The organism is Streptomyces sp. NPDC052109 (assembly GCF_040680195.1).
Taxonomy (GTDB): Bacteria; Actinomycetota; Actinomycetes; order Streptomycetales; family Streptomycetaceae; genus Streptomyces.
In genome coordinates, this window is sequence record NZ_JBFAWF010000016.1 from 179890 (window position 1) to 203821 (window position 23932).

The following is a 23932-nucleotide window of genomic DNA, read 5'->3' on the forward strand; positions in this document are numbered from 1 at the left end:
ATGTCCAAGAATAGAAAATGATTCCAAGCAGGATCCACGCGGAACGAAGGAAGGGAAGGGGAGACCGCCATGGCCGCCGCTTCGCCCGTAACGTTCGACGACGTCCGTGCGGCCGCCGTGCGCCTCGACGGCATCGCCCACCGCACCCCCGTTCTCACCTCGCGCACCCTGAACGCCCTCGTCGGCGCAGAGGTGTTCATCAAGTGCGAGAACTTCCAGCGCGTCGGTGCCTTCAAGTTCCGCGGCGCCTACAACGCGGCCGCCCAGCTCTCCCCGGACCGGCTGGCCAAGGGCATCGCCGCCTACTCCTCCGGCAACCACGCCCAGGCGACCGCCCTGGCCGCCCGGGAACTCGGTACCAGCGCCGTCATCCTGATGCCGCAGGACGCCCCGCGCCTCAAGCGGGAGGCGACCGCCGGGTACGGTGCCGAGATCGTCACCTACGACCGCTACACCGAGGACCGCTCCGCGCTCGGTGAGGCGCTGGCCGAGGACCGTGGCCTGGCCCTCATCCCGCCTTACGATCACCCTCACGTCATCGCCGGACAGGGCACCGCGACGCTCGAACTCCTCGAGGAGACCGGCCCGCTCGACGCCCTGGTCGTACCCGTCGGTGGCGGCGGGCTCATCGCCGGCAGCGCCACCGCCGCCAAGGCACTGCACCCCGGCATCCGGGTCATCGGCGTGGAGCCGGAGGAAGGGGACGACACCAAGCGCTCGCTGGACAGCGGCACCCGTGTCACCCTGCCTGTGCCCCGGACCATCGCCGACGGGCAGGCCCTGCCCACGCCCGGCGAGATCACCTTCGAGATCAACCGGCGCCTGGTCGACGCGATCGCCCTGGTCAGCGACGCCGAGATCGTCACCGCCATGCGCTTCGCCTTCGAACGCCTGAAGATCGTCCTCGAGCCCAGCGGCGCCACCGGACTGGCGGCCCTCCTGGCCGGCCGTCTCGACGGCCTTCCGTGCCGCATCGGCATCATCGCCTCCGGAGGCAACATCGACACGGCGCGGTTCGCTGAACTCGTCGGCGGATAACGGCGGTTACGGTGCGCGCAGGCCACGCTGCCCGAGTGACGCCGGCCATGCTGCCCGTCCGGTGCGAGCCGGGCTCTCCGCTCGACGGGAGCCGAACCGCCCGCGCCGCGAGAGTCAAGTCGCCTGCCGCTGCGCGTGGTTGTCGGCGGCGCGGCATGCCGCCGGTCGGACCTGGCCGCCGCGCAGGTGCAGGCCCTGACCCGAGGATTCCCTCGTGTTGCCCATGACTGGCGTGTGCCCGCTCAGAAGTGGGTCCCACCATCGACGCGGATCTCCGTGCCGGTGATGAACCTCCCGTCCCTCGAGGCGAGCATGGCGACCACCGACGCCACCGTCTCGGGGCCGGCGAAGCCCTGCCCGACCGCCGGGGACAGCTTGGCGAACAGGGACATGTCGGCGTCCTCGGGCAGCCCCGGCCCACTGCTCTGCCGGCTCGCTCCGCTGCCGTCGGTCATCCCGGAGGAGATGGATCCGGGCTGGACGGCGGTGAAGCGGATGCCCTGCCGGGCGTACTCGGCGGCGAGGGCGTGCGTCATCGACTGGACACCGCCCTTGCTCGCCGCGTACGCGGCCATGTACGGGTGCGCGAACTGGGCCGAGGTGGAGCTGAAGTTGACGACGGCCGCGTCCCGTCCGGCGAGCAGCGCCGGTATGGACTCGCGGATGACGAGGAAGGTGCCGACCAGGTTGACCTGCAGGACGCGGGTGAACTCCTGGAGGCTCGTCTCGTGGGTGTGCGAGGAGCGCAGGATCCCGGCCGCGTTGACCAGCACGTCCAGACCGCCGAGCACGGCGACGGCGGCGGAGACCCCCTCGCGGACCGAGGTCTCGTCGGCGATGTCGACGACGGCCGTGCTGAGTCGGTGCGCCTGTGCCCCGGCCTTCTCCGCGGTGTCCTTCAGGCCCCGCTCGCTCACGTCCGCGGCCACGACGGTGCCGCCCTCGGCGAGGAGGCGCAGCACGGTGGCCTGGCCGATGCCCGAGCCGCCGCCGGTGATCAGCGCGCGCCGGCCTTCGTAGCGGTTCATGTCTTCTCCTGCCCGCCCTGCCGGTCTCCGGCGGGGCCTCCACGGCACCGGCTCCCTTGCCTGCCGGCGTCCTCACTTACTTCACGTTACGCCTGTGTGGCACACTTTGCCACCTAGGCATCTTGTGTCTCATCGGGGTTCCGGGCCGTACCCTTCTGGGGTGAGCACCAAGCCGCCCTCCTCCTTGACCGAGCGCCGCAAGGCCGCCACCCAGCTCGAGATCGCGCACGCGGCGGCCGAGCTGTTCGCCACGCAGGGACCGCACGCGACCACGGCCGAGGAGATCGCCCGGGACGCGGGTGTCGCGCTGCGGACCTTCTACCGATACTTCCGCTCCAAGCAGGACGCGGTGAGCCCGCTGCTCGCCGCCGGGGCCGACCGGTGGCGGGCCCTGCTGGAGGCGGCGGAGCCGGGCACCGACCTGTCCCGGGCGCTGGAGACGGCGGTGGAGCGGTCCCTGGCGGCACCGGAGGAGACGGCCGCCCAGGCGCTGCAGCGGACCCGGGGGCTGCTGCGGGCCGCGGCGGGCGATCCGGCGCTGCGGGCGGTCTGGTACCGCGTCAACCAGGAGTCGGAGGAACGGCTCGTCCCGGTCGTCGCCCGCCTCGCGGACGGCCGCCTGGAGCCGGTCCAGGTGCGACTGGTGGCGGCAGCGGCCACGGACGCGATCCGGATCGCGCTGGAGACCTGGGCCGACACGGAAGCCGGCGTCGCCGGCGAGGACTCGCCGGCCGCGCTGGCGACCGACTGTCTGCGCCAACTGCTCGGCGGGATGGGCGTGTTGAGGTCCGACTGATCGCGACATGCGGCCAGTGCACGAGGGTGACGCGCCACGGCCGGACGCCGGTCGTGGAAGTTGACCGGGCGCGCCCTCCCCGTGCGCCGCGTATGCCCTCGTGGCCGCGCGCCACGGCCCGTTGTCAGTGGTCGCCCTTACGGTTTGATCAGTGAGGGCCCGCCGGAACGGCCGCGGGTCCGTCCTGGGGGAGGGGTCTGCCATGGCCACGGCGTCCGCGGTGTCGACGACGTATCTGGAGCTGTCGCAGGAGGGCGGCGGCGCCCACAAGTTCTACGAGGTGACCGTCGACGGCCAGGTCGTGACGGTGCGATACGGCAGGATCGGCGCCGCCGGACAGATCCAGACGACGACCTTCCCGACCACGGAGAAGGCGAGGGCGGCCGCCGCGAAGAAGGTGGGGGAGAAGGTCCGCAAGGGCTACGCCCACGCCGTCCAGGGGCAGCGCGCGCCGCGCCCGGTGACCCGGCGTCAGGTCAGTTCGGCCCCCTCCACCGCGCGGTCGGTGGCGCCCGTGCTGTGGCGGTTCCGCACCGGCTCGGCGGCGTTCGGCATCCATGTCGACGACGAGCACTGCTGGGTCGGCAATCAGGCGGGCGATGTCTACACCCTCGCTCACGACGGCTCCGTCCTCGCCCGGTTCAGCCTGCCCGACGGCGTGAAGTGCCTGGTCGCCGACGACTTCTGGATCTACGCGGGCTGCGACGACGGCAGGGTCTACGACCTCTCCTCCAAGCTGCCGTTCGCCGCGTACGACATAGCCGCCGACGTCGACATCTTCTGGCTGGACATCCACGAGGGCATCCTGAACGTCTCGGACCGGGAGGGCCGCCTCACCGTCATCGACCACGAGGACGAGCACCAGTGGTCCCGCCGCAGCCAGGGCGCGCACGCCTGGATGGTCCGCGCCGACGACCGGGCCGTCTACCACGGCCACCACCGCGGCGTCACCGCCTACGCGCCCGACGGCGGCGGCGAGTTGTGGCACACGGCCACCAGGGGCAGTGTGCTCTTCGGCTGGCAGGAGGACGACGCCGTCTACGCGGGCACCGGGCACCGCGTGGTCCAGCGGCTGTCGAAGGCGACCGGCGCGATCGAGGCGACCTACGTCTGCGACAGCGCCGTCTACTCGTGCGCCACCTCGCCGGGCGGTCGTTTCGTCTTCGCCGGTGACGCCGCCTCGTCCGTCTACTGCTTCGACCAGCACGGCACGCGCCTGTGGAAGCTCGGCACGGGCGGCGGCTCGGCGCTGTCGATGCAGTACCACGACGAACGGCTGTATCTGGTGACCACCGACGGCTCGCTGGTGTGTGTCGACGCGAGCGAGACGGCCGTCGCCGCGGCCCAGCAGGGCACGGTCCCGGTGGCACGGGACGTCAAGCTCGCCGCCGCACTGCCGACCTACGCCCCCGCCATGGCCGCGACCGCGGTGGCCACGGTGGAGCAGGCTCCGGCCGGAGCCGTCGTGGTCGAGTGCGTGCAGGAGAGCGGCCGGGTCAGGGTGCACGTGGTGTCCGCGGGCTACGACACCTCCTGGAACGTCCAGTTCCCGCGCGCGATACGCGAGCCGGGCGCCCGCTATGTCGTGGACGCCCTGCACCCTGCGGCGGGCGGCTTCTACCGTGTCCGCGGAGACATCCGGCGCCTGCTGTGACCAGCACGGCCCAGGGTGTCACCCGCCGGTTCGGGACCTCGCGGCCTCCGCCTGCGCCAGCACCTCCAGTGCGACGCCGACCACCGCGGCGCGGTCCTCCGGTACCAGGCCGATGCGGGTGCGGCGGTCCAGGAGGTCCGACTCGTCCAGGGCGCCCTCGTGCCGCACCGCCCACAGCAGTTCGGCGCGGGTGACCGGATGGCCGGGCAGCACCGGCTCCGCGAGGGCCGGATCCTGTGCCGCGAGAGCGTGGACGGCCTCGGCCTCGGTGCCGTAGCGGCGTACCAGACGCGAGGGCGCGGACAGGGTCCGCAGCCGGCCCGGTCCCGCGGCGCCGACCAGCGGCAGTGCGGCGGTGGGGGAGGGGCCGGCGGGAAGTCCCCGGGCGGCGGTCGCGGCGTCCACGGCGTCCTGCGCCATCCGCCGGTAGGTGGTGAGCTTGCCGCCGACGATCGTCGTGATGCCGTCGGGGGACGTCAGCACCGCGTGCCGGCGGGAGATGTCGGAGGTGCGGGGCGAAGCGCCGTCGGGGCCGTCGGGTGCGGAGGTGTCCAGGAGGGGGCGCAGCCCGGCGAAGGCGCCGACGACATCCTCCCGGGCCACCGGCGCGTCCAGGGCCGAGCCGAGCACGTCCAGCAGGAAGCCGATGTCGGTCTCGGGCACCTCCGGTACGTCCGGGATCCCGCCTTCGACCGGCTCGTCGGTGAGGCCGACGTAGACGCGGCCGTCGCCCTGGGGGAGGACCAGGACGAAGCGGTTGGTCTCGCCGGGGATCGGGATGTGCAGTCCGGCCGGCAGGGTGCCGAGCCGCTCCGAGCGCAGGACCAGGTGGGTGCCGCGGGAGGGCCGGATCCGGATGCCCTCGACGAGGCCGCCCGCCCACACCCCGGCCGCGTTGACGACCGCGCGGGCCCTGATCACGCCCTCCTCGCCGGTCAGTTCGTCGCGGACCCGGGCGCCCGTGCCGGTGAGCTCCAGCACCCTGACCCGGGTCAGCACCCGTGCCCCGTGCGCGGCGGCCGTCCTGGCCAGGGCCGTGACCAGGCGGGCGTCGTCGGTCACCTTGCCGTCCCAGGACAGCAGTCCGCCGCGCAGCCCGGCCGAGCGCACCGAGGGTGCCAGGTGGCGGGCCTCCGTGGCGGACAGCCGGCGCGGGGCGGGCAGGACCTGCCGGGGGGTCCGGGCGGCCAGCCGCAGCATGTCCCCGGCCCGGAAGCCGGCCCACGCCAGCGAGGCCTGGGCCCTGGACACCAGCGGGGTGAGCGGCAGGACGAACGGCTGGGCGGCCACCAGGTGCGGGGCGGTGCGGGTCATCAGCACCCCGCGCTCGACCGCGCTCTCGTGCGCGACGTCGAACTGGGCGGAGGCCAGGTAGCGCAGGCCGCCGTGGATGAGCTTCGAGCTCCAGCGGGAGGTACCGAAGGCCAGGTCGTGCGCGTCCACCGCGACGACGTCCAGCCCCCGGGCCGCGGCGTCCAGCGCGGCGCCGGCCCCGGTGGCGCCGAGGCCGACGACCAGGACGTCGGCGACCCTGCCGTCCGCGGCCTCGGCCAGTTCCCGGCTACGGCGGTGTGCGCTGAGGGACGAGCCGGCGTCGGCCCTGGTGTGGCTCATGGCGTGAGGGTCCTCTCCAGGAGGGTGCGCAGTTCGCCGAGGAAGGCGGCGGAGTCGAGTTCCGGATCGTCCTCGTCGGTCATGGTGCGCAGGGACAGGGTGAAGGACTGCACGGTCAACAGCAGGGCACGGGACTGCCGTTCGACGTGGCCGGTGCGTACCGACCCGTCCGTGTGGCCCGCGCGCAGTGCGTCGGCGAGCAGGGCCAGCAGCGCCTCCTGGCTCGCTCCGCGCCGGTCGAGCACATAGGGCAGCAGCAGCTCCGGATCGACGTCGACGATCTTTCGGAAGAGCGGGTGCGCCCGGAACGCCTCGACCCCCGTCACCAGTCCGTCCACGATCCGGGTGCGGGTGTCCGTGCCGTCGGCGGGCTCGGGGATCGCCCGGGTGGCCACGTCGATCCACTCACGGGTCATCAGATCGCCCACGAGGGTGCGCAGATCCGGCCAGCGCCGGTACAGCGTCATCCGCGAGACGCCGGCGCGGCGGGCCACGTCGGCGAGAGTGGTGCGGCGGACTCCGACCGCGAGCACACAGTCGCGCACCGCATCGAGGACATGATCGTTGTCCGAACCGTTGTGACGAATAGGCGTCATGTGTCACAGTGTAACGCCCCGGGGGCCGGGCGGAGCAGACACCGCCGCCCGGGGCACGGCCACCGGACGCCGCGCGAACCGAGCACACCGAGCACACCGACCTGTGAGGACGACCCGTTCAATGGACATGCTGTGGAACGGCTGGGGCGACCCGGCCAAGGCGGCACCGCTGCCCGAATCGGTCACCGGACTGCTGCGCGACCTGCTCGGCGTCAAGCCCCGTACCACCCCCGCCCTTCGCCTGGACGACATCGACCTGCCGGCCACCACGGCCGGCCCCGCCGCCTTCAAGGCGCTCGCCGAGGCCGTCGGCGGCGACGACGACCGCGTCCGCACCGACAACGAGAGCCGCATCCGCCACACCCGCGGCAAGTCCACCCCCGACCTGCTGCGCATCCGCGCCGGGGACTTCTCGGACGTCCCGCAGGCCGTGGTCCTGCCCGCCTCCCACGACGAGGTCCTCGCCGTGCTGCGAGCCTGCTCCGCGCACGGCCTCGCCGTCGTCCCGTTCGGCGGCGGCACCTCGGTCGTCGGCGGACTCGCCCCCCGGCGCACCGCGTTCGTCGCCCTGGACCTGCGCCGCATGAACGGCCTGATCGACCTGGACCCTGTCTCGCGCACCGCCGTCCTCCAGCCCGGTCTGCGCGCCCCCGAGGCCGAGGCCCTGCTCGCCGAACACGGTTTCACGCTGGGCCACTTCCCCCAGTCCTTCGAGTGGGCCACCATCGGCGGCTTCGCCGCCGCCCGGTCCAGCGGCCAGGCCTCCGCCGGCTACGGCCGCTTCGACGAGATGGTCCTCGGCCTGTCCCTCGCGACTCCCGAGGGCACCATCGAGACTGGCCGCGCGCCGCGCTCCGCCGCCGGTCCCGACCTGCGCCAGCTGATCCTCGGCTCGGAGGGTGCCTTCGGCGTCATCACGTCGGTCACCGTGCGGGTGCGCCCGCTGCCGCAGGCGCGCGTCTACGAGGGCTGGCGGTTCGCCTCGTTCGAGGGGGGTGCCGCAGCGCTGCGCAAGCTCGCCCAGGACGGACCCCGGCCGACGGTGCTGCGCCTGTCCGACGAGACCGAGACCCTGATCGGCCTGGCCCAACCGGACGCCATCGGCGGCGACCTGTCCCAGAGCGCGGCCGGCTGCCTGGCCATCACCGGCTACGAGGGCACGGCCGCGGACACCGCGCAGCGCCGGGAACAGGCGGCCGCCGTCCTCACCGCCTGCGGCGGCACCCTCGTGGGCGCCGAACCGGGCGAACGCTGGGCCCAGGGGCGTTTCTCGGCGCCGTACCTGCGCGACGCCCTGCTGGATGTCGGCGCCTTCGCCGAAACGCTGGAGACCGCGGCCTTCTGGTCCCGCATCCCCGATCTCTACACGGCCGTGCGCACCGCACTCACCGACACCCTCACCGAGGCCGGCACCCCGCCCCTGGTGATGTGCCACATCTCGCACGTGTACGAGAACGGCGCCTCCCTGTACTTCACGGTCGTCAGCGCCCAGGGCGAGGACCCGGTGGCCCACTGGACGCCCGCCAAGCACGCGGCCAACGAGGCCGTCCTGGCGGCCGGCGGCACCATCTCCCACCACCACGGGGTCGGCACCGACCACCGTGACTGGTATGTACGCGAGGCCGGACCGCTCGGCATCTCGGCCCTGCGCGCGGTCAAGCGCCGCCTGGACCCCGAGGGGCTGCTCAACCCCGGCGTCCTGCTCCCCACCGACTGACCCACTCGATCCGCCTGCTTCGGAGGCACACCGATGCGACAGTTCACCGCCGTCGTCAACCCCACCGCGGGCGGCTCCACCGGAGCGGCGACACTGCTGCACCTGGCCCGGCTGCTGCGCGAGGCCGGAGCCGAGCTGGAGACGGAGTACAGTCACAGCCTCGCGCACGCCCAGGACATCGCCCGGCGCGCCGGCGAGCGCGGCCGGGTCGTCCTGGCCGTCGGTGGCGACGGCATCGCCGGGGGCATCGGCGGCGCGCTGAGCGGCACCGGAACCGTTCTCGGCCTGGTGCCCGCGGGCCGCGGCAACGACTTCGCCCGTGCCCTGAAGCTGCCGGCCGACCCCGCCGCACTCGCCGGCATCCTGCTGCGTGCCGAGCCCCGGCCGGTCGACACGATCGAGGTGGAATCGGCCGTCCACCCGCGCACCGTGGTCCTGGGCAGCGTCTACGCGGGCGTGGACGCCGTGGCCAACCGGTACGCCAACCACGCCCGGCTGCTGCGCGGCTCCGCCTCCTACTACGCGGGCGGTCTGCGCGCCGTCACCACCTGGCGGGCGGCCGACTACCGCGTCACCGTCGACGGCGAGGAACACACCCACCGCGGTTACACCGTCGTCGCCGCCAACTCCCCTTACTACGGCTCCGGTCGGCTCATCGCCCCCGACGCGCGCGTCGACGACGGCCTGCTGGACGTGGTGATGATCCGCGAGGCGCCGCGCAGACTCTTCTTCACCCTCATGAACGAACTGAAGACCGGCGGCCATGTGCACCGCCCCGAGGTACGCGTCCTGCGCGGCCGAGAACTGCGCATCGAGGCCGACCGGCCCGTCCCCTACGGCGCGGACGGCGAGGTCGACGCCGCCCTCCCGGTCACCGTGCGGATCCGCCCCCGAGACCTGCCGATGCTGTACTGAGGGGCACGCACCGCAAAGTGACGCGGCTTCGGTGCATGACCGGCCGGCCCTGGGTAGGGGAGGAACACCTGGCCGAGCGCGCCGGGGGAGGGGTTGGTCGGTCATGTCGCTGGAGCCCGCCGAGGGCGTGGTGCAGGCGGTCGTCCTGTACGACGGACGGCTGCTGCTCGTGCGGGACGGCGCGGTCTGGGCGCTGCCGTCGGGGACTCCGGAACCGGCCGAACCGGCCGAGGCCACCGCGGCACGCGTCGTCTACGAACTCACCGGTTTCCTCGTCGACGGCACCGAGCCCCTGGACCCGCACGAGGGGGCACGGGCGGACGGGGCGTCGGCGGTGGTGTGCCAGCTGCTGAGCGAGTCCCCGTCGGACGGGGCCCGCCTCGCGCCGGAGCAGGTGCGCTGGGCGCCGATAGCCGAGGCCGTCGACGCCGCGCTCCCGGCAGTCGTACGCGATTACCTCCAGGGACACCGGCCCGTGTAGGACGGCCGTGCCCCGCCGCCAGCGGTCCGCCGCCGGATCCGGCGTGCGGGTCCAGGCACTCCGTGCCGGTCGGCGATCGCCCGGTCGATCTCGCCCGACGCGACCAACCGCCCCGAGCCGTCGGCGGCCCGCACGGCGCAGGTGAACCGCCCGCCCGTGGCTCCGGCGGCGGGATCGGCACCCACCTCCCCCTGCCGCCGACCGGCGTGGCCCACACGGTGGCCGCCTCCCTCCACGCGATCAGCCGTGGGGTGGCGAGCACGGGCACGTCATCGGCGCCCACCGACACCGCGGTGTCGGTCACGTCGTGGCGCACGCCTTCGCGCCGGCGCCGACGGCCCGGGCCCCGTACGACGCTGCCGCCGGCCGGGGCCCGTCGCGCAGCGGCCGTACCAGCAGGGGACCGGCGTACTGTTCCGTCGCGTCCGCACGGGCAGCGCAGGGACGAAGGGGGAGTGAAGCGCCATGGAGAGGGCGCCGGTACCAGGACCGTACGACAGCACCCGCCCCCGCGTCCCGTCCCCACGTCTGTGGCGGCCGCTGCACGAGGCCCGTGTCACCGGTCCGGCAGCTCTCTCACGCCCACCGTGGCACCGGCCGGCACACCGCCCGGCGGGACCACCGCGACACCGTCCGCCAGGGCCAGTCCGCGCAGCATCGCCGGACCGTCGAACGGCAGCGGCGTCACCTCCCGCCCCGCGGTGAACACCGGCAGCAGCCGGGTGTCGTGCGGATGCCCCGGCAGAGCGGAGCCGGCGACCAGCTGGACCGGCTCGGCGTCGCGGTGCCCCCCGAGACGGCGCAGCAGTGGCTCGGCCAGGGTGATCACGCCCGCCACCGCGGCCAGCGGATTGCCGGGCAGTCCCACCAGCCGGCGCGCCCTGCCGTCGGTGGTCGCCGGCAACTCGGCGAGCAGCATCGGGTGACCGGGCCGTACGGCCACGGAGTCGACGAGCAGGCGGGCACCCGCCGCCCGGAGCGTCTCGTGCAGGAAGTCCACGGGGCCGGCGGCCGTGCTGCCCGTGGTGACCACGACGTCGGCGGGCGAGCGGCACACGGCCTCGCGGAGCGTCGCGAGGTCGTCGGCGATCAGGTGATGGCCGATCAGCTCGGCGCCGCAGGCGTGCAGCCACGGCGGCAGCAGCGGTCCGAGCGCGTCACGGACCCGCCCGCCGTGCGGCACGCCATCCTGGAGCAACTCGTCGCCGACTACCAGCAGTTCCACACTCGGGCGGCGGTGCACCGGCAGCCGGTCGTACCCGGCGGCGGCCGCCAGCCCCAGCACCCGCTCGGTCACGGTGGTGCGGGAGGGCAGCAGCGGCTCGCCGGAGCGGCACTCCTGGCCGCGCGGCCGGATGTCGCGGCCCTCCGGCAGCGGCACGGGGGAGCGGTCGTAGAGCATGTCCCGCTCGGCGTCCGCCTCGCCGTGCTCGCGCCGCAGTACGGCCGTCGCGCCGGCCGGCACCGGGGCGCCGGTGGCGATGGTCACGGCCGAGTCCGGCGCGAGGGGCCCGGGCTCCCGGCCGGCCAGGACGCCGTCGCCGCCGAGTTTCCACGGGCCCTGTCCGGCCACGGCCCAGCCGTCCATCGCCGCGGTGGCGAACGGCGGCAGGTCGGTGAGCGCCACGAGCGGCTCGGCCAGGGCGTGGCCCAGCGCGTCGCTGAGGGCGCGGGGCACCGCAGGCAGCGGCTGCCCGGCACTGGACCGGGCGAGGGCGCGAGCCCGTTCCCAGGACCGTGCGGGCCGGAGCGGGCCCGGCCCGCTACGAGGGCCGTGCGCCGCCGTGTCATCGGCCGCCCGGGAAGCCGTCATGCGGCTCATCGTCGAGCAGCCGTCCGGGGATGTCAAAGAGGCCCCGGTTGTCCACCGATAGGCGGCACTTATCTGATAGCCCGCGCTTATCAAGTGATCGAGAACACCTCTTTGACTTGCTCACGGAAAGGGACGGATGCTGCCCCGCAGTGCGCGTCACAGAACGCGGGAAAGCACGTCACGCGCCACAACGGAAAGAGGCGGAACCGACCATGAGCGGTATCGAGGACCCAGAGGACGATCTGTCGGTCACCCCGCCCAGGACCTGGGCGACCGGCGTGCCGGCGGTGGCGCACGCGCTGGAGTACTCGCTGGGTCAGACGACCGTACGACGCACCGCCCTGACCCTGCTGAACATCAACCAGGTCAAGGGATTCGACTGCCCGGGATGCGCCTGGCCCGAGCCCGCACCGGGCGAGCGGCACCGCAACGAATACTGCGAGAACGGCGCCAAGCACATCAGTGACGAAGCCACCTCGCGGCGGGTCACCACCGAATTCTTCCGCCGGTACTCGATCGCCGAACTGGGCGCCAGGTCGGACTACTGGCTCAACCAGCAGGGCCGGCTGACCGAGCCCGTGATCAAGCGGCCCGGCGCCGAGCACTACGAACCGATCGGCTGGGACGAGGCGCTCGACGTGCTCGCCGCCGAACTCCGCCGGCTGGACTCCCCGGACGAGGCCCTCTTCTACACCTCCGGCCGGCTGAACAACGAGGCCGCCTTCCTGCTCCAGCTCTTCGCCCGCGCCTACGGCACCAACAACCTGCCGGACTGCTCCAACATGTGCCACGAGTCGAGCGGTTCCGCGCTGCAGGAGACTCTGGGCATCGGCAAGGGCAGCGTCTCCCTGGACGACATCCACAGCGCCGACCTCGTCTTCGTCGTCGGCCAGAATCCGGGCACCAACCATCCGCGGATGCTGACCGCGCTGGAGGAGACCAAGCGCAACGGCGGAAAGGTCGTCGCGGTCAACCCGCTGCCGGAGGCCGGGCTCATCCGCTTCAAGCACCCGCAGAAGGCGCGCGGCGTGCTCGGCCGGGGCACCGCGATAGCCGACCAGTTCCTGCAGATCCGGCCCGGCGGCGACCTCGCCCTGTTCCAGGCGCTCAACCGGCTGCTGCTGGAGGCCGAGGACGAGCGCCCGGGCACCGTACTCGACCACGCCTTCATCAGCGCCCACACCACCGGCTTCGCCGACTTCGTCGACCACGCCCGGAAGGTCCCGTGGGAGGACATCCTCAGCGCCACCGGGCTCACCCGTGCGGAGATCGCACGCGTCCACGACCGGGTGCTGGGCAGCAGGAAGATCATTGTGTGCTGGGCGATGGGGCTCACCCAGCACAAGCACGGCGTCCCCACCATCCGTGAGGTGGTCAACTTCCTGCTGCTGCGCGGAAACATCGGCAGGCCCGGCGCCGGCGTGTGCCCGGTGCGCGGTCACAGCAACGTCCAGGGCGACCGCACCATGGGCATCTGGGAGCGGATGCCCCAGACCTTCCTCGACGCCCTCGGCCACGAGTTCGGCTTCACCCCGCCCGTGCGGCACGGCCTGGACTCGGTCAACGGCATCCGGGCCATGCGCGACGGCAGGGCGAAGGTCTTCCTCGGCGTCGCCGGCAACTTCGTCCGGGCCACGCCCGACAGCCAGGTCACCGAGGAGGCGATGCGCCGGTGCCGGCTCACCGCGCACATCTCCACCAAGCTCAACCGCTCCCACACGGTCTGCGGCGACACCGCCCTGATCCTCCCCACCCTGGGCCGCAGCGACCGCGACATCCAGGCGAACGGCGAGCAGTTCGTCACCGTCGAGGACTCCATGAGCGAGGTGCACGCCTCCCGCGGACGCCTGGCGCCCGCCTCCCCGCACCTGCTCAGCGAGGTCGCGATCATCGGCCGGCTGGCCCGCAGGACCCTCGGCGACACACCCGCCATCCCGTGGGAGGAGTTCGAGGCGGACTACGGCACCGTCCGCGACCGCATCGCCCGCGTCGTGCCCGGCTTCGAGGACTTCGACGCCCGGGTGACCAGGCCCGGCGGCTTCCGGCTGCCCAACCCGGTCAACCAGCGCGTCTTCCGCACCCCGAGCGGCAAGGCCGTCTTCACCGTCAACGAGTTCACCATGCCGGACATCCCCGAGGGCCATCTGCTGTTGCAGACACTGCGTTCCCACGACCAGTGGAACACCGTGCCGTACGCGATGAACGACCGCTACCGCGGCATCCACGACGCCCGCCGGGTGGTGCTCGTGAACCCCGCCGACCTGGCGGCCCTGGGGTTCGCCGACCGCGACCTGGTGGACCTGGTCGCCGTCTGGCACGACGGGGTGGAACGCCGGGCACAGGACTTCCGGGTCGTCGCCTACCCGGCCAGCCGCGGTTCCGCGGCCTCCTACTACCCCGAGACCAACGTCCTGGTGCCGCTGGACAGCGTCGCCGACATCAGCAACACCCCCACGTCCAAAGGCGTGTTGATCCGCCTGGAGCACGCGTGCGCCGGCGCGGGGGCCGACGCCGGCTGAAGGGCCGTCGGAGCATCGCTCCGGGCGGGAGAGGAGCAGGACCATGGGACGAGTGACGGTACGCCGGAGGGTGCTCCGCATCCGCGACGGAGTGCCCTCCGGCAGGCCGGACACCCTGGCCGCCGAGGAACCGCTGGAGATACGGGTCGGCGGGCGCCCCCTCACCGTGACCATGCGCACGCCCGGCGACGACTTCGACCTCGCGGCCGGTTTCCTCGTCGGCGAGGGCGTCGTGCACGCCGCCGGGGACGTGACCGCGATCCGCTACTGCGCCGGCGCCACGGCGGACGGCGGTAACACCTACAACGTGCTGGACGTCGCCCTGGCCCCCGGAGTGGCCCTGCCCGACACGTCCCTGGAACGGAACTTCTACACCACCTCCTCGTGCGGCCTGTGCGGCAAGGCCGGCCTGGAAGCGGTACGCATGGCGAGCCGGTGGTCCGTGGCCGAGGACCCGCTGACCGTCGGCCCGGAGCTGCTGGCCTCGCTGCCCGGAAGACTCCGCACGGCGCAGAAGGTCTTCGACAGCACCGGGGGCCTGCACGCGGCCGGCTTGTTCACGGCCGACGGCGAGCTGCTCTGTCTGCGGGAGGACGTGGGTCGGCACAACGCCGTGGACAAGGTCGTCGGACACGCCTTGCGCTCGGGCCTGCTGCCACTGCGCGGGAACGTGCTGATGGTGAGCGGCCGTACCTCCTTCGAACTCGTGCAGAAGGCCGTGCTCGCCGGGATCCCGATGCTGGCGGCCGTCTCGGCCCCGTCCTCGCTGGCCGTGGATCTGGCAGCCGAGAGCGGGCTGACCCTGGTCGGCTTCCTGCGCGGTACGTCGATGAACGTCTACACCGGTGCGGAGCGCCTGCAGGCGCAGCCGGTGGGCTGACGGCGCGGCCGGTATCCGGGCGGATGGAACGGCTGGTGGCGGCCCCGGTACCGGGGGAGTGGCCGGCGTCGGCGCTGGAACCGGTCGCGCGCTGGGTGGCGCGCTCGGAGCGGCTGGACGGCCTACGGCGCGGCCGGAGCGGGGAGGGGTGGCCGGGGGAGCGGCCGGCGGTGCTGCCGGGGCGGGGTGGAGTGGCCGGCGGTGCTGCCGTAGCGGGACGACGCGGCCCACGGCTCCGTGCGGCTCCCGCAGCGGGCACCGGCCCGTCCGGGGGCGATGGCCGCACACCGGCGAGCAGTCTGCGCGCCCGCCGGCCGTCCATTACGGCAGCGGATCGCCGGGCACGCGCTCCAGGGCCGCGGCCACGTCGGTGGTGCGGGCGATGTCCGTCAGCGCCCTGGCCATCACCGAACCCGGCTCCCGGGCGGCGATCACCAGCCCCACGGGCACGGCCGCGGCCGGTTCCACGAGCGGCACGGCACGCATGCCGTGCGGGACACCGAACACATGGAGCCAGGCGTGCGGCACGACGCTGGCCCACCGTCCGGTGCGCACATGGGCGAACAGCGCCGCCACGGAGTCGGTCTCCAGCCGCGGTGAGGGCTGCGTGCCGGCCTGCGCGAACAGCTCGTCCAGCACCCTCCGGCCCTGCATCGACCCGGTCAGCAGGCACAGCGGCAGCCGCGACGCCTCCGCCCACGTCGCCGTCGTACGCCTCGCCAGACCGTCGGCGGCCGTGAGCAGCAGGACGTACCGCTCCTGATAGAGCGGAACCGTGTGGAACTGGTCCGAGATGTCCTCACGCAGATAGGTGACCCCGGCGTCGAGCTCGAAGTTCTGCAGCTGCCGCAGGATGTCCACCGACTGCATGTCCGCCGTCACCTCGACGGTGACCAGTGGATGCGCCGCGCAGAACGGGCCGGTCAGCTCGGCGACCGCACCGGAGGCGGTCGGGACCGAACCGATCCGCATCCGGCCGCTCAACCCGCTGCGCAGAGCGTCGACCTCGTCCTTCAGGGCGTCGCGGTCGGCGAGGATCCGCTGCGCCCATACGACGATGCGCTCCCCCTCCGGGGTGAGGCCTTCGTACTTCCGACCGCGCCGCACCAGCGACACGTCGAATTCCTCCTCCAGCTTGCGCAGCGCCTCCGACAGAGCGGGCTGGGAGACATGGCAGGCCTGGGCGGCACGGGCGAAATGCCGCTCCCGGGAGAGGGCGACGAGATATTCCAGCTGACGAAAGAGCACGCCACGGGTCTACCCGACCGTTCCCCGTCCTGCCAATCCCGTACGCGGTTCGCCCCCGCCACCGGCCCCGCACCCGACCTGCCGAGCCGCGAGGACGGCGCCATGCTGGAACGACTGGGTTTCCCAGGACCGCACGCTTCCGAGGACCTGATGAGGAGGCTGACTCCCATGGTTGAACCGCAGCCCGTCGTCGTCACGCCGGCCAGGGCGGCCGTCTTCCTCGTCGTCACCATCGCGCCGGGCGGGGAGGACACGGTCCGCGACCTGCTCGAGGACGTCTCGGGCCTGCGCCGCTCGGTGGCCTTCCGCGCACCCTCCGAGGCCCTCAGCTGTGTCGTCGGCATCGGGTCGGACGCCTGGGACCGGCTGTTCAGCGGTCCGCGCCCACGGCAGCTGCATCCCTTCGTGGACCTGGTCGGTCCGCGCCATCGGGCCCCCGGCACCCCCGGCGACCTCCTCTTCCACGTCCGCTCCCGCCGCATGGACCTGTGCTTCGAACTGGCCCGGCTGCTGGCCGAGCGGCTGGAGGGGGCGGCCACCGTGGTCGACGAAGTGCACGGCTTCAAGTTCTTCGACGAACGCGACCTGCTCGGCTTCGTCGACGGCAGCGAGAACCCGGAGGGAAAGGTCGCGGACGACGCGGTTTTCGTCGGGGACGAGGATCCGGACTTCGCAGGGAGCAGTTATGTGATCGTCCAGAAGTACCTGCACGACATGGCGGCCTGGAACGCGCTCTCGGCGGAGGAGCAGGACAGGGTCATCGGGCGCACCAAGCTGGCCAACGTGGAACTCCCGGACGAGGTGAAGCCCGCCGATTCGCACGTCGCCCTCAACACCATCACCGACGAGAACGGCGACGAACGCAAGATCGTGCGGGAGAACATGCCTTTCGGCAGCATCGGCAAAGGCGAGTTCGGTACGTACTTCATCGGTTACGCGCGCACCCCCGACGTGACGGAGGAAATGCTGAGGAACATGTTCCTCGGCCGGGCCGAGGGGCGGCACGACCGGATTCTCGACTATTCGGTGGCGATCACGGGCTGCCTTTTCCACGTACCCACCGTCACCTTCCTCGACGACCTGCCCGCCCGTCCGGGCGCCGCCGCGACGACCGGCGGGCCCTGAACATCGGCAGCCCGGGAGCAGCCCCGCTGTGACTCAGCGTTACCGGGAACGGCGATGCACGCCTTCCGTTTGCGGTGCCGTGCGCAGCGGGGTTCAGTGATTAAGGACCCCCACGAACAACGACCCCCGCGAATCACACGCCCCGCGCCCAGGAGCTGTCATGTCGATGTCGTTCGGTGCACCGTTCGGTTCGTCGGATGCGTTCAGCGAGCTGTTCAATCGTTTCTTCGGGATGTCGCCGGCGTCATCGCCTCCTGCTGTGCAGCGGGTGCCCATCGGGCGGCTGCTGACGGAGTCGTCGCAGGAACTGCTCAACCTGGCCGCGCAGCGGGCGGTCGAGGACCGTGCCTCCGATCTGGACACGGAACACCTGCTCTGGGCGGCGACCAGGGTCGAGCCGTCCCGGAGGCTGCTGTCACAGGTGGGCCTCGATCCCGACGCGCTGGCGGCCGAGCTCGCCAAGATCCTTCCCCGGGAGTCCGGCGAGCCGTCCTCGCAACCGGGCCTCACCCCCGCGGCGAAGCGCACGCTCGGTGCCGCCTATGCCCAGTCGCAGGCGGCCGGGTCGTCCTACATAGGCCCGGAGCACATCCTCAGCGCCCTGCTCGGTGACAGCGACACCGCCGCTGCCAAGCTGTTGCGCGCCGAGGGCATGGACACGAAGAAACTGACGGGCCTCACCGAACAGGCCGCCCGCAGCGAGGGCCTCCCCACCGAGCGGAAGTCGCCGGCCACGACGCTGGACGAGTTCGGCCGGGACCTGACCGAGGAGGCGAAGGCGGGCAAGCTGGATCCGGTGGTGGGCCGAGCGGAGGAGATCGAGCAGACGATCGAGATCCTCTCGCGGCGGTCGAAGAACAACCCGGTGCTGATCGGTGAGCCGGGCGTGGGGAAGACGGCGATCGTGGAGGGCCTCGCGCAGCGGATCGTGGCGGGAGAGGTTCCCGAGACGCTCAAGGACAAGAGGGTCGTCGTACTGGACCTGTCGGGGATGGTGGCAGGGGCACAGTACAGGGGCCAGTTCGAGGAGCGGCTGAAGAAGGTCATCGAGGACGTCCAGAAGGCCAAGGGCGAGATCATCCTGTTCATCGATGAACTCCACACCGTGGTAGGCGCCGGAGCGACGGGCGAGGGCTCGATGGATGCGGGCAACATGCTCAAGCCCGCCCTCGCACGCGGTGAACTCCACGTCGTGGGGGCCACGACGATCGACGAGTACCGCAAGTACGTGGAGAAGGACGCGGCGTTGGAGCGCCGGTTCCAGCCGGTGATGGTGCCGGAGCCGACCGTGGAGGAGACGGTGCAGATCCTGGAGGGGCTGCGCGACTCCTACGAGGCGCATCACCAGGTCAGGTTCGACGACGCGGCCTTGGCCGCGGCGGCGGAGCTGTCCGACCGGTACATCACCGACCGCTTCCTGCCGGACAAGGCCATCGACGTGATGGACCAGGCCGGCGCGCGGGTACGGCTGCGCAGCGCGGGCCGCTCCACGGAGGTGGTCAGCCGGGAGGACCGCATCGCCAAGCTCCGCCGCGAGCTCGAACAGGCGGTCTCCGTCGAGGACTTCGAGAAGGCGTCGGACCTGAAGCGGCAGATCGCCGAGGTGGAGGGCGAACTCGCGGGCGTCGAGGAGCGCCGGGAAGGCGTGGTGTCGGTGACGGCCGCGGACATCGCCGATGTCGTCTCGCGTCGTACGGGGATCCCGGTGTCGCAGCTGACGGCGAGTGAGAAGGAGAAGCTGCTCAAGCTGGAGGAGGAGATGCACGCCCGGATCGTCGGCCAGGACGAGGCCGTCACGGCCGTGTCCCAGGCGGTGCGCCGCAACCGCGCCGGAATGGGCGATCCGAACCGGCCCGTGGGCTCGTTCCTCTTCCTCGGACCCACGGGCGTCGGCAAGACGGAACTGGCCAAGACCCTCGCGGCGTTGCTGTTCGGGGACGAGGACCGGATGATCCGGTTCGACATGAGCGAGTTCCAGGAGAAGCACACCGTCGCCCGGCTCGTGGGTGCCCCTCCCGGATACGTCGGGTACGAGGAAGCGGGTCAGCTGACGGAGAAGGTGCGCCGCCGGCCGTACAGCGTGGTGCTGTTCGACGAGGTGGAGAAGGCGCACCCGGACGTCTTCAACACGCTGCTGCAGATCCTGGACGACGGCCGGCTGACGGACGCCCAGGGCCGTACGGTCGACTTCCGGCACTCCGTGATCATCATGACGTCCAACATCGGCGCGCACCGGATCCTCGATCACAAGGGCGATGTCTCGGAGCTGAAGGACGAGTTGATGGAGGATCTGCGGGTCAGGTTCCTGCCGGAGTTCCTCAACCGGATCGACGACATCATCATCTTCCACGGGCTGACCGAGGACGACCTCGGGGAGATCGTGGAGCATCTGCTGGACCATAGCAAGCGGCGCGTCCACGCCCAGGGCATGAAGCTGGAGGTCACCGAGGCGGCGAAGAAGCTGCTCATCGCGCACGGACACCAGCCGGAGTTCGGTGCCCGTCCACTGCGCCGCACCATCCAGGCGGAACTGGACAACCGCATCGCCACCCTGCTGCTCGGCGGCGAGGCAGAACCCGGAGACACCATCGTCGCCGACGTGGAACACGACACCCTGCACTGCGTGGTGCGCAGGACGAGCCGCTCCGGCGAGCCTGCAGAGGGCGGCGCCGCGGCGCCGGATCAGTGACGGCCGAAGGAGCCGACCCGCGTCTCCACACCCGGGCGTGACGTGCGCCCGGGTTCAACTCAGGAGGACCCCATGACGCCCCGTCACCACAAGTCCGACGAGCAGGTCGAGGGGGCCCCGGACAGCGGACACGGCCGCGGTGTGCCGCGCCGGCCCGACGCGGCACGGCTCGACGAGCGCAGCCGGGAGGACCGACGGGAGGCGGGGCTGCCGGTCGGGAAGTGGGAGGACACCGAGACGCCGTACGAGGACGAACGGGCCGAGGTCGACCGGGAGGAGGACTGACTCTCCGCCCCGTTCATCCCTGCCTGCTCTGCTTCCCGATGGACACCACGACCGCGCTCGACGGGCCGTCCGGTGTGTCGAAGTGGACCGAATCCCCGGGACGGCGTCCGAGCAGCGCACGGCCGAGCGGACTGTCGGCGGTGACCAGGTTCTGGTCCAAGGCTTCGGCGAGCTCGCCGATCTGCAGCGACTCCACCGAGCCGTCGGGGAAACGGACGGTGACCGTGCTGCCCACACCGACCACGTCCGTGGAGGCAGGCCCGGCCAGGTTCGCCCGGCGCAGCCGCTCGGTGATGTCCTCGATGCGGTGGTCCAGGCGGTCGAGCTGATCGGCCCGCCGCAACTGGTCGGCCTGGTCGGCCTGGTCGCCCACATCCGTGCGGTCCCGCAGCGTTCCCGCGACGAGTTGGCGCTCGTCGCGCAGGTCGGACAGTTCCTGCTCCAGCGCGCGGCGGGCCGCGGCACTGATCGGCTCGGGGTCACCGGTCATTCCGGCTCCTCTGATCCATGGAGAATATTTACAAGTCGGACATTATTCGCATCGTATCAACGGGAACGCGGGGCCGTACTGCTCCCGGCCTGCGGTGAGCACTGGAGCCTCCGGTGGAGGTGCGACGAGTCCGGATATACCGTGTTTGCGGGTGTTCACCCGTACCGGTTCCCCTCTTCACCAGGAGGTTTCCATGTCGTCGAAGCGACGCCGGAAGAAGAAGTCGCGGCGCAACCACCCCTCCAACCACGGCAAACGACCCCAGTCCTGAAGACCGGACGGGCAGACAGGGACTGCCGTCACACTCGACCCATGACACCGACGACGACGCCACCTCGCACCTTCTCCGACGCGGACACGGCGAGGTGCACCCGTTGACGTCCGCCGTCGTCGTCGGTGGCGGACCGAACGGGCTCGTCGCCGCGGCCCTCCTCGCCAAGGCGGGACTGCGTGTCACCGTCCTGGAAGCGGCGGACGAGGTCGGCGGCGGCACCCGCAGCCATGAGGCGATCCTGCCCGGACTCGTGCACGACCACTGCTCGGCCGTCCATCCCACAGCCGCCGGCTCCCCGGTCCTGCGGGAACTCGGCCTCGAACAGCACGGACTGCGCTGGCTGTCGGCGGACATCGACTGCGTCCACCCGCTGGACGACGGCAGCGCCGGCGTACTGCTGCGTTCCGTGGCGGACACCGCACACATGCTCGGGCCCGACGGCGACCGGTACCGCGCACTCGTCGCATCCCCGGTACGCCACTGGGACGCCCTGGCGCCCGAGGTGCTGGGCCCCCTGCTGCGCGTCCCCGCCCACCCCTTGCTGATGGCCCGCTTCGGCCTGCCGACCACCCTTCCGGCGACCCTCCTGGCCCGGCTCTTCACCACCGCGCAGGCGCGCGCCCTGTGGGCGGGGGTCGCGGCACACGCCTTTCGCCCGCTGTCGCGCCCGTTCACCTCGGCGGTCGGGCTCGGCATCCTCACCGCGGGACACGCCGCCGGCTGGGCCGTGGCCGAAGGCGGCTCCCAGGCCATCGCGCGCAGCATGGACCGCGTCCTGCGCACCCATGGAGGCACCGTCCACACCGGCGTCCGTGTCACCGACCACCGGCAGCTCCCGCCCGCCGACGTGACCCTGCTGGATCTCGACCCCGGCCAGGCCGCCGCGCTCTACGGCGACCGCCTCCCGCCCCGGGTGCGCCGCGCATACCAGCGGTTCCGGCGCGCACCCGCCGTCTTCAAGCTGGACCTGGCCGTGGAAGGCGGCGTGCCCTGGACGAACGAGTACGCACACCGGGCCGGCACGGTGCACCTCGGTGGCCCGCTCACCGAGGTGGTCCGCGCGGAGCGGGAGGTGGTGGCAGGACGCATGCCCGAGCGCCCCTTCGTCCTGGTCGGCCAGCAGTACCTGGCCGACCCCTCCCGTTCGGTGGGCGACGTCCATCCCGTGTACACCTACGCCCACGTCCCGTACGGCTACGACGGGGACGCGACCGAAGCGATACTCCGTCAGCTGGAGCGGTTCGCCCCCGGCGTCCGCGACCGCGTCGTGGGCCGCCGGGCCACCCCGCCCGCCGCCTTCGCCGCCGCCAACCCCAACTTCGCGGGCGGCGACATCATCACCGGAGCGAAGACGACCCCCCAGCTCCTCCTGGGCCCCCGCCCGACCGCCGAGCCGTACTCGACCGGCCTGCCGGGCGTGTTCCTGTGTTCGGCGGCGACCCCGCCCGGCCCCGGCGCACACGGCATGTGCGGTGCCGGAGCCGCGGCGGCCGCGCTGCGTCACCTCGGCGTCGGTCCGGGTAGACGCGCCTGAGCTCCGACAGCAGGGCGCGGAGACGGGCCCCGGTCTTCTCGCGGGCCCCTCGATCCGATCGGACGTCGAGCTGTCCCGGAACCCGACCTGCGCGGCGATGAGGATCACCTGAGGGCCGCCTACCGAGCCGGGCGGCTCCAGGACGTCCTCGATGTGCCGCACGGCCGTCAACTCCCGGCACGGTGTCCCCTGCCGGCCCCGGCGACGAGCACCAGCCCGACGAGGACCGCCGCGTCCTCCAGACGACCGCTTTCACGGCGGAGTCGGGAGTGCGCAGGAGGTAACGCGGGACGGGCAGCCACGCGCGGCGCGCCCTGCCGCTGGCCGGTGCCCGGGGGACAGTCCCGCTCCGGCACCAATGAGGCCTCCAGACGCGTCGGGGATGGCCGCTGAGCGCGAGCTCAGGGGTAGATCTTCTGGTGCGCGGCGAGCATGCCGACGAACTTCTCGATGCGCGCCGCCCGGGTCTGCGGCCGCTTGGCGTCCTGGACCCGGTGGAGGATGGCGAACCGGTTGCGGCTGTCGAGGGTGGAGAAGAAGTCGCGGGCATCCGGGGCGGCATCCAGGGCCACCCGAAGGTCGTCGGGCACCGTGGCCGCGCTCTGACCTGCGTACGCCGCCTCCCAGCGGCCATTGGCCTTGGCCTTCTCGACCTCTCCCAGTCCGGCCGGCCGCATGCGGCCCTGCTCCGTGAGCTCGGTCACCTTCTGCCGGTTCACCTGAGACCACTTGCTGCCCTGCCGGCGCGGGGTGAAGCGCTGCAACCAGTGCTGTTCGTCCAGCTTCTTCTTCTGCCCGTCGATCCAGCCGAAGCAGAGCGCCGACTCCAGCGCTCGGGCGTAGTCGACGCCGTCGATGCCGGAGCCCTTCTTCGGGATCTTCAGCCAGACGCCCCGCACATCGGCGTGATGCTCGTTCAGCCATGCCTCCCACGCCTCCGGCGTGGCGAAGTCGAGGACCGGGTCGTCTCCGCTCCCTGCCCCGTCCGACCGTGCTCCACCCGACATGCGCCACATCAAAACCCACCCCCGTGGCGCGGTCAACAGGGACGAGCGTCCCAGGGCACGTACACCCCACAGCTGACGGACGGTCGGCCTTCAGGCGGCCGGTTCGGGCGCGCCGAACAGGGCGGCCAGCTCGACGGGAGCCGGCTGATGACCTCTCTCCAGTCCGGCGGCGCAACCCTCGCCGGACGGAGCGGCCGGGCCGCCGCCCGGTCTGCGCGTTTGCACGCGC

Annotated in this window: 19 protein-coding genes; 12 read left to right on the forward strand and 7 right to left on the reverse strand. The window is 72.4% G+C overall.

What is annotated here, in order from left to right:
- Positions 1–69: 69 nt before the first annotated feature.
- Positions 70–1038 (forward strand): threo-3-hydroxy-L-aspartate ammonia-lyase, encoded by a 969-nt coding sequence (locus AB0L59_RS28705; protein WP_365589157.1) that lies wholly within the window; start codon positions 70–72, stop codon positions 1036–1038.
- 242 nt (positions 1039–1280) lie between these two features.
- On the opposite strand, the gene AB0L59_RS28710 is transcribed toward AB0L59_RS28705, so the two are convergent.
- Entirely contained in the window at positions 1281–2066 is a 786-nt protein-coding gene (locus AB0L59_RS28710) for an SDR family NAD(P)-dependent oxidoreductase (RefSeq protein ID WP_365589160.1), read from the reverse strand.
- A gap of 160 nt (positions 2067–2226) precedes the next feature.
- Between AB0L59_RS28710 and AB0L59_RS28715 the strand changes: the two genes are divergently transcribed.
- Positions 2227–2862, forward strand: coding sequence for a TetR family transcriptional regulator (locus AB0L59_RS28715; protein ID WP_365589163.1), 636 nt, complete (start codon positions 2227–2229; stop codon positions 2860–2862).
- A 202-nt stretch (positions 2863–3064) separates the two neighbouring features.
- On the forward strand, positions 3065–4516 hold the full coding sequence (locus AB0L59_RS28720; RefSeq protein WP_365589166.1) for a WGR domain-containing protein: 1452 nt from the start codon (positions 3065–3067) through the stop codon (positions 4514–4516).
- A gap of 18 nt (positions 4517–4534) precedes the next feature.
- On the opposite strand, the gene AB0L59_RS28725 is transcribed toward AB0L59_RS28720, so the two are convergent.
- Both AB0L59_RS28725 and AB0L59_RS28730 read right to left on the reverse strand, forming a co-directional pair.
- Positions 4535–6130 carry a glycerol-3-phosphate dehydrogenase/oxidase gene (locus AB0L59_RS28725; protein ID WP_365589169.1) on the reverse strand — a complete coding sequence of 532 codons (1596 nt, stop codon included), beginning with the start codon at positions 6128–6130 and terminating at the stop codon, positions 4535–4537.
- Positions 6127–6726 carry a TetR/AcrR family transcriptional regulator gene (locus AB0L59_RS28730; RefSeq protein ID WP_365589171.1) on the reverse strand — a complete coding sequence of 200 codons (600 nt, stop codon included), beginning with the start codon at positions 6724–6726 and terminating at the stop codon, positions 6127–6129. Before AB0L59_RS28730 ends, AB0L59_RS28725 begins: the two co-directional genes overlap by 4 nt.
- A 121-nt stretch (positions 6727–6847) precedes the next feature.
- On the opposite strand from AB0L59_RS28730, the gene AB0L59_RS28735 reads away from it, so the two are divergent.
- The 3 genes from AB0L59_RS28735 (at position 6848) to AB0L59_RS28745 (ending at position 9839) form a co-directional block, all read left to right on the forward strand.
- Positions 6848–8443 carry an FAD-binding oxidoreductase gene (locus AB0L59_RS28735; RefSeq protein WP_365589174.1) on the forward strand — a complete coding sequence of 532 codons (1596 nt, stop codon included), beginning with the start codon at positions 6848–6850 and terminating at the stop codon, positions 8441–8443.
- Positions 8444–8476: 33 nt separating this feature from the next.
- Complete coding sequence (locus AB0L59_RS28740) at positions 8477–9358, forward strand: YegS/Rv2252/BmrU family lipid kinase (protein WP_365589176.1); 882 nt, start codon at positions 8477–8479, stop codon at positions 9356–9358.
- Positions 9359–9461: 103 nt separating this feature from the next.
- Entirely contained in the window at positions 9462–9839 is a 378-nt protein-coding gene (locus AB0L59_RS28745) for an NUDIX domain-containing protein (RefSeq protein WP_365589178.1), read from the forward strand.
- Positions 9840–10395: 556 nt separating this feature from the next.
- Here AB0L59_RS28745 and AB0L59_RS28750 read toward each other — a convergent pair.
- The gene (locus tag AB0L59_RS28750; protein ID WP_365589181.1) at positions 10396–11652 is read right to left on the reverse strand and encodes a molybdopterin molybdotransferase MoeA; all 1257 of its coding nucleotides are present in this window, start codon (positions 11650–11652) and stop codon (positions 10396–10398) included.
- A 212-nt stretch (positions 11653–11864) separates the two neighbouring features.
- Between AB0L59_RS28750 and AB0L59_RS28755 the strand changes: the two genes are divergently transcribed.
- Positions 11865–14171, forward strand: coding sequence for an FdhF/YdeP family oxidoreductase (locus AB0L59_RS28755; protein WP_365589184.1), 2307 nt, complete (start codon positions 11865–11867; stop codon positions 14169–14171).
- A 43-nt stretch (positions 14172–14214) separates the two neighbouring features.
- Positions 14215–15051, forward strand: coding sequence for a formate dehydrogenase accessory sulfurtransferase FdhD (fdhD, locus tag AB0L59_RS28760; protein WP_365589187.1), 837 nt, complete (start codon positions 14215–14217; stop codon positions 15049–15051).
- 321 nt (positions 15052–15372) lie between these two features.
- Here fdhD and AB0L59_RS28765 read toward each other — a convergent pair whose 3' ends face one another.
- Positions 15373–16299 carry a LysR family transcriptional regulator gene (locus AB0L59_RS28765; RefSeq protein ID WP_365589189.1) on the reverse strand — a complete coding sequence of 309 codons (927 nt, stop codon included), beginning with the start codon at positions 16297–16299 and terminating at the stop codon, positions 15373–15375.
- A gap of 168 nt (positions 16300–16467) precedes the next feature.
- On the opposite strand from AB0L59_RS28765, the gene AB0L59_RS28770 reads away from it, so the two are divergent.
- The 3 genes from AB0L59_RS28770 to AB0L59_RS28780 all read left to right on the forward strand — a co-directional run bounded on the left by AB0L59_RS28770 (position 16468) and on the right by AB0L59_RS28780 (position 20398).
- Positions 16468–17424 (forward strand): Dyp-type peroxidase, encoded by a 957-nt coding sequence (locus AB0L59_RS28770; protein ID WP_365589192.1) that lies wholly within the window; start codon positions 16468–16470, stop codon positions 17422–17424.
- Between the two features lie 160 nt (positions 17425–17584).
- Complete coding sequence (locus AB0L59_RS28775; RefSeq protein ID WP_365589194.1) at positions 17585–20113, forward strand: ATP-dependent Clp protease ATP-binding subunit; 2529 nt, start codon at positions 17585–17587, stop codon at positions 20111–20113.
- Positions 20114–20185: 72 nt separating this feature from the next.
- On the forward strand, positions 20186–20398 hold the full coding sequence (locus tag AB0L59_RS28780) for a hypothetical protein (RefSeq protein WP_365589196.1): 213 nt from the start codon (positions 20186–20188) through the stop codon (positions 20396–20398).
- A gap of 13 nt (positions 20399–20411) precedes the next feature.
- Here the strand turns inward: AB0L59_RS28780 and AB0L59_RS28785 are convergent, their stop codons facing one another.
- Positions 20412–20888: a GreA/GreB family elongation factor gene (locus AB0L59_RS28785; protein ID WP_365589199.1), complete on the reverse strand. Its 477-nt coding sequence runs from the start codon at positions 20886–20888 to the stop codon at positions 20412–20414.
- Between the two features lie 119 nt (positions 20889–21007).
- Here AB0L59_RS28785 and AB0L59_RS28790 point away from each other — a divergent pair, with 119 nt between their 5' ends.
- Positions 21008–22696, forward strand: a complete 1689-nt coding sequence (locus tag AB0L59_RS28790) for an NAD(P)/FAD-dependent oxidoreductase (RefSeq protein WP_365589236.1) — start codon at positions 21008–21010, stop codon at positions 22694–22696.
- Positions 22697–23097: 401 nt separating this feature from the next.
- Here the strand turns inward: AB0L59_RS28790 and AB0L59_RS28795 are convergent, their stop codons facing one another.
- A complete protein-coding gene (locus tag AB0L59_RS28795) occupies positions 23098–23703 on the reverse strand; it encodes a YdeI/OmpD-associated family protein (protein WP_365589202.1) in 606 nt (201 codons plus the stop codon).
- Between the last annotated feature and the right edge of the window lie 229 nt (positions 23704–23932).